The sequence below is a fragment of the Bradyrhizobium sp. P2_E8 genome (assembly GCF_056403875.1).
This window is the reverse complement of the sequence record NZ_JBFUES010000447.1, coordinates 1-5,936: the sequence shown is the minus strand read 5'-3', so window position 1 is coordinate 5,936 and position 5,936 is coordinate 1. Positions and strand designations below refer to the sequence as shown.

Genomic DNA, 5,936 nt, shown 5'->3' with positions numbered 1-5,936 from the left:
GTTGAGCAGGTTCTGCTCGCCCTGGCGCACGCCGACATGGGCCGGCGACTGGCGGATCAGGAATTTCAGCTCGACTTCCTTGGTCGGGTTCTGATCCTGCACCTTCAGCGCGATGGCGCTGTTCTCGGCGAAGGTGTCGGCTTGGCCCGCGAGAAACGCGGCGAGTGCGGCGGGCGTATCCTCGAAACGCACCAGCTTCACCTTGGGTGCGTTGTCGGTGAGCCAGACGTCGAGCGTCGAGCCCTTGGCCACGGCAACGCTGCGGCCGTCGAGATTGTCCGGCTTCTTGCCGGTGGCGGCGGGCAGCGCCTTGGCGCCGTAGACGCCGAGATTCACCACCGCATAGGGCTGCGAGAACATCACCTGCTGGGCGCGTTCGGGCGTGGCGCCGAGGCCTGCGATCAGCATGTCGATCTTGTCCGACAGCAGGCTCGGGATGCGTGCTGGGCCCGTCACCGGGACGAGCTCGAGCTTCACGCCCATGTCGGCGGCGATCAGGCGCGCGAGATCGGCGTCGAGACCCGCGACCTCGCCCTTGTCGTCCTTGAAGCCCCAGGGCGCGGCGTCGGTCAGGATGCCGACGCGAAGCTTGCCGGAGCCGACCACGTCCTGGAGCTTGTCGGCGTGCGCGAGGTTCGGCGCGGCGATCACCGCGAGTGCCGTGGCTGCGATTGCAAAAAGGGATTTCAGTTGTCTCATGACTCTCTCCTGGTGGCGGATGGCTGGATGATCATTTCGCCGAGGCGATGAAGCTGGCGAGCTCGGGGGTTTCGGGATTGGCGAACAGTTTTGCAGGCGGCCCCTGTTCCCAGACGCTGCCCTGGTGCATGAAGACGATGCGGTTAGCGACGTTGCGGGCAAAGCCCATCTCGTGCGTGACCAGGATCATGGTCATGCCTTGCTTCGCCATCGCCTCCATCACCTTCAGCACTTCGCCGACGAGCTCGGGGTCGAGCGCGGAGGTCACCTCGTCGAACAGCATGAGGTGAGGCGCCATGGCGAGGCAGCGCGCGATCGCGACGCGCTGCTGCTGGCCGCCGGAGAGCTGCTCGGGCCAGGCGTCGATCTTGTCGGCAAGGCCGACGCGGGTGAGCACGTCCTCGGCGAGTGCGCGGGCTTTCGCCTTCTCGATGCGGCCGGTGAGGAGAGGAGCGAGGGTGATATTGCGCTCGACCTTCAGATGCGGAAACAGGTTGAAGGCCTGGAACACGATGCCGACGCGCTGACGGAATTTCTTCAGGTCGGGCATCCTGGCGTGAACCTTCTGCCCCTCGACCCGGATCTCGCCGGAATCGACGCTCTCCAGCGCGTTGATGCAGCGGAGCAGCGTCGACTTGCCCGAGCCCGAGCGGCCGATGATCGTGACGATCTCGCCTTCCTCGACGTCGAGCGAGACGCCCTTGAGCACCTCGACCTTGCCGAATGTCTTGTGCACGTCGTGGATTTCAACGAGAGCCATCGAGGCGGGCCTCCAAAGAGCGGGACCAGAGCGTGAGCGGCAGGCACAGCGCGAAATAGATCGCGGCGACGAGCGCGTAGGTGAGCAGCGGCTGGAACGTCGCTGCGCTCACCACTTGGCCGGCGCGGGCGAGTTCGACGAAACCGAGGATCGAGGCGAGCGAGGTGCCCTTGATGAGCTGCACCAGGAAGCCGACGGTGGGCGGCAGCGACAGCCGCAGCGCCTGCGGCGCGATGATGTGGCGGAATTGCTGCCAGGCGGAGAGGCCGAGGCAAGCGCCGGCCTCCCATTGCGCCTGCTTCACGGCTTCCAGCCCGCCGCGCCAGATCTCGCCGAGGAAGGCGGCGGTGTAGAGCGTGTAGGCGATGGTCACGGCAACGAGCGCCGGCACCTGGATTCCCAAAAACACCGGCATGCCGAAATAGAAGAAGAACAACAGCCCGAGCAGCGGCACGCTCTGGATCACCTGGATGCATGCCGCCATCGTCCAGCGCAGCCCGGCGAAGCGGCTGATGCGGCCCATGGCAAGCCCGAGCGCCAGCGGCGCGCCGAAGGCGAGCGCGAGCACGACGAGTGCGACGGTCCAGCGCAGCGCCGCGAACAGCGAGACGAAATCGATGAGGGAGAAGGATCGCATCGCTGTCCCCTCAGCGCCGTCGCGGCCAGCGGAAGGCCGCCAAACCGATGATGGCGAACAGCGCCTTGAACGACATCGCCATCGCGAAATAGACCGCGCAGATCACCGCATAGACCTCGAAGCTGCGATAGGTGCGGCTCTCGATGAATCCCGCGACGTGAAACAGCTCGTCGGCGGCGACCTGCGAGGCGAGCGAGGTGCCGAGCAGCAAGAGGACGAACTGGCTGGTCACGGCCGGATAGGCGTTGCGCAGCGCCGGCGGCAGCAGGATGTGACGGAACACCTGCCAGCCGGATAGCCCGAGGCACTGGCCGGCCTCGATCTGGTTCTTCGGCACGGAGTCGAGACCGGCGCGGATGATCTCGACCGAATAGGCGCCGAAATACAGCGACAGCGCGACGGCGGCGGCCTCGAAGGCCGGCAGCTTCAGGCCGAAGGTCGGCAGCACGAAGAAGACGATGAAGATCTGGATCAGCGACGGCGTGTTGCGGAACAGCTCGATGTAACCGCGCACCAGCCAGCGCAGCGGCGTGATGCGTCCGTTCAGCGCGACCGCGCCGGCAACGCCGATCAGGAGCCCGGCCAGCGCCGCGATCACCGTCAGCTCGAGCGTGACGATGGCCCCGTCGATGAGCTGGTTCTGGTAGCGCCAGAGCGGCAGGAAGTTCATCGCATGCGCTCTCAGCCGAACTGGGTGGGGAGGGCGCGCGCGACGACGCCGTCGGCGTCGAGGCCGAGGATCACGCGCCAGCGGTCGAGGCAGGTGCAGGGATGCGAGATGCCGAAGGCGATGATGTTGCCGACGGCAAGGGCGCTTTCGGAAGCAACGGACAGGAACGCATGCTGGTCGTTGAGGCGCGTTACCGCCAGCGCAGCGGCGAGCCCTTGCTGCTCGACGCCGTCGCGGAACACGCGCAACGGGACCGGCAGTCCCTGATCGAAGGAGGCGTCGCGCATGCCGAAGCCGGCGATCGCAAGCCCGGCCTCGGGCCGCGACAGAACCTCGGCCCAGAGCGTCAGTGCGGGGCGGAAACCCTCCGCCGCGGAGTGGCGCGTGCCGTCGATGAGGAGACCGCCGCGACGGTCCATTTCCGCGAAGGCGCGGGCATAGATGCCGTGATCGGCAAAGAACAGCGCGCCGGAGCGCAGGATCACGCCGGCGTTGCCGTCAGCCTGTGCGACTGGCGCGAGCGCGCGCGCGACGATGTCGAAATAGGCCGAGCCGCCGGCGCTCATGATCAACGGCTGCTGCGGGGCGGCGGCGCGCACCAGCGCAAACGTCTCGATGGTGCGCTCCATCAGTGCTGCGATCGCGCGCATCGTCTCGTCGGGATCGGACGTTGCGGCGGCGCCCTCATAGGTCGCAACGCCGCCGAGCACGAGCCTGTCAGCGGCGAGCACGGCTGCGATCGTCGCTTCGATTGCGGCGCGATCGCGCGCGCCGGCGCGGCCTGCGCCGAGCTCGACCAGCACGGACAATTCGCGGCGTCCGGCGATCCGCGCGGCCTCGGCGAGCGCCGCGACCGCGGCCGGTGAATCCGCGAAGGCGTGAAATTCGACGTCGGGATAGGCGCCGAGCAGCGCGCCGAGCCGCCGGCCGGCCGCGAGCCCGCCGATCTCGTTGGCCAGTACCAGGCGCCGCTCGCCGCTCGCGAGCAGCACCGCGGCCTGCTGGATGTTGGCGACCGTGGTGCCCCAGGCGCCGGCTGCGCGCAGCGAGCGGGCGAGCTCCGGCGACATCGGGGTCTTGGCGTGGGGCGCGACGCTGACGCCGGCACTCGCGCACCATTTGAGGAAGAGGTCGCGGTTGGCCGCGAAGGCGGCCTCGTCGAGGGTGAGGGCGGGCAGGGCAAGATCGCCGCGCGAAGGTGACCAGCGCTGGCTGCCGATGTCTTCAGTGGCCAGGCCATCGACCAGGGGGGGAATGCCCCGAACCGTCGTCGACAGGCGTTGGCTATCCCACCGGGACAAGAACTGCATCGTCGCTCCCTCGGCGGCCCTCGACCGCCAGGGAACGATATGTCGGAATGACAACGTTGTCATTAGGCCTTTTTAGCCATTTTCAGACCAAGATCGATGCAACAAGGTATATTGGTAAGGATTTTTGCCTCCGGGTTGAGCTAGTGCGTGATGGGGTAAGTGGAATCGAGCCTACTGCGGCGTTCTCTCCGTTCCCTCCCCCCTTGCGGAGGGGCAGGGAGGGGGGTGCCACACGGGGATTCTTTCCGTCGCGCACCCGCCTTTGGTGCAACATCAATAACCGGCACCTTTTCCTGGGCTACCCCCCTCCCTAGCCCTCCCCCGCAAGGGGGGAGGGAACGCACCTCCGTCGCGGCGCTAGTCGGGTCTCATCGCATCAGGCCCTAGTGCGGGTCCATCTGGGCGAGGATCTCCTCGATATCGATGTCGACCTGGCCAGCGGCCTTGAGGTGGCGGACCTCGAGACTGTCGCCCTGGAAGCGGTACTCGACGAGGCCGGTCTCCTTGATCGCGATCCGGTCCTGGCGCGCATCGTTGATCTTGAAGCCGACCGACGGCGCCCAGACGTGGCGTGTATGACGGAACGTGAAGTCGCGGCGCTGGTGCACGTGGCCGCTGGCGATGAGCCGCAGATCGACGCGCGCAAACATCTCGATCAGCCGCGCCCGCGCCGGCTGCGGCACGTAGCGGATCGCGGTCTCCGCTGTCTCAGGATCGTCGGGCAGGTTGAGGAACACCGGCTTGTGCAGGAACAGCGCGACCGGCCTGCCATTCGTGCGTGCGATCTCCTGGGTGAGCCAGTCGAACTGCTCGGCCTCGAACGCGAGACCCGAATTCATCACCAGCGAGTTGAGGCCGATGAAGCACCAGCCCGCAGCCTCGAACGACCAATGGTCGTCGCCGATGATGTCGCGAAATTGCTGGCGGTGCGTCTCGCTGACCGGCGGCTTCGGCGCCGGCCCGATCGCGGTCGGATTGTCGCCGATGTCGTGATTGCCGGGAAGGTAACGGCAGGCGACGGGCAGGGCGTCGTGCAGGCCTTTGGCGAACACGACATCGTCGCGGCTGGTCGGCCCGTCGAAGGTGACGTCGCCGGTGTTGACGACGAGATCGGGTCTGTCAGCGTCGATGTGCTCGCAGACGCGGTGGAAGTTGGCGACCAGGCCGGGAAAGCGCCGGCCGAGATGGGTGTCGGAAATCTGCGTCAGGCGAAATGCGGACATGGGCCAAGGTGTAGCCCGGCGAAGCGTCGGAACGATGACGGCGCCTGCATCGTCCGCTATCGAACAAAGTTTAAAGCACGCGGTAGCGGATCGTGTAGGCGTCCTGCGGCGCGACGCTGCCCGCCAGCGGCGAGGCGATGCGGTCGGCGAGATGCCAGGGGCCGAACTGCTCGGAGCGATGCGGCTCGGCGGGAAGGCGGAGGCGGAATTCGAACGTGCCCTTGCCGGGCAGGCTCACGACCAGCACGCGGTCGGCGGTGCGGTGGTTGAGCGCCACCGCGCCGCGCAGCAGCGCGCGGCCGTCGGCGAGGTCGCGCACGCCGTCGACCAGCGCCAGCGTCTGGTTGCGGTCGGTGTGCAGCTCGATCTGGGAATCGGACACCGCCGTCAGCGTCTCCCTGGGCATGCGGATCTCGAACTCCACCGCGGGCTTGGACGGGTTGAGGCCGAGATAGGCGAGCGCGGTGTGGCGCATGTCGTAGGCGGCAAAGCCGAACAGGACGAGGGCGGCGAGCGTGGCGAGGCCATGCCTGACGACGTCGCGCCAGGTCCGGTAGCTCATGCGGTAATACACCGTCATCGACAGCGCGACTGCGAGCGCCGCCGCGATGCCGGATAGCGCCGACCTCAGGATGCC

At 67.4% G+C, this 5,936-nt stretch carries 7 protein-coding genes; all 7 read right to left on the bottom strand.

The features are described 5' to 3' along the window. Positions 1-699: transporter substrate-binding domain-containing protein (locus AC1D00_RS23225; protein ID WP_477012260.1), on the bottom strand; the 699-nt coding region annotated here is incomplete at its 3' end. 31 nt (positions 700-730) lie between these two features. Continuing rightward, positions 731-1,459, bottom strand: a complete 729-nt coding sequence (locus tag AC1D00_RS23220) for an amino acid ABC transporter ATP-binding protein (protein ID WP_477012259.1) — start codon at positions 1,457-1,459, stop codon at positions 731-733. Then, positions 1,446-2,096 carry an amino acid ABC transporter permease gene (locus AC1D00_RS23215; protein WP_135173254.1) on the bottom strand — a complete coding sequence of 217 codons (651 nt, stop codon included), beginning with the start codon at positions 2,094-2,096 and terminating at the stop codon, positions 1,446-1,448. The genes AC1D00_RS23220 and AC1D00_RS23215 overlap by 14 nt, the downstream gene beginning before the upstream one ends. Before the next feature lie 10 nt (positions 2,097-2,106). Beyond that, on the bottom strand, positions 2,107-2,766 hold the full coding sequence (locus tag AC1D00_RS23210; protein WP_135173255.1) for an amino acid ABC transporter permease: 660 nt from the start codon (positions 2,764-2,766) through the stop codon (positions 2,107-2,109). Positions 2,767-2,777: 11 nt separating this feature from the next. Next, positions 2,778-4,076 carry an alanine racemase gene (locus AC1D00_RS23205; protein ID WP_477012258.1) on the bottom strand — a complete coding sequence of 433 codons (1,299 nt, stop codon included), beginning with the start codon at positions 4,074-4,076 and terminating at the stop codon, positions 2,778-2,780. 383 nt (positions 4,077-4,459) lie between these two features. Next, positions 4,460-5,299, bottom strand: coding sequence for a metallophosphoesterase family protein (locus AC1D00_RS23200; RefSeq protein WP_477012257.1), 840 nt, complete (start codon positions 5,297-5,299; stop codon positions 4,460-4,462). 70 nt (positions 5,300-5,369) lie between these two features. Beyond that, the coding region (locus AC1D00_RS23195; RefSeq protein WP_477012256.1) for an acriflavin resistance protein at positions 5,370-5,936 on the bottom strand (567 nt) is incomplete at its 5' end.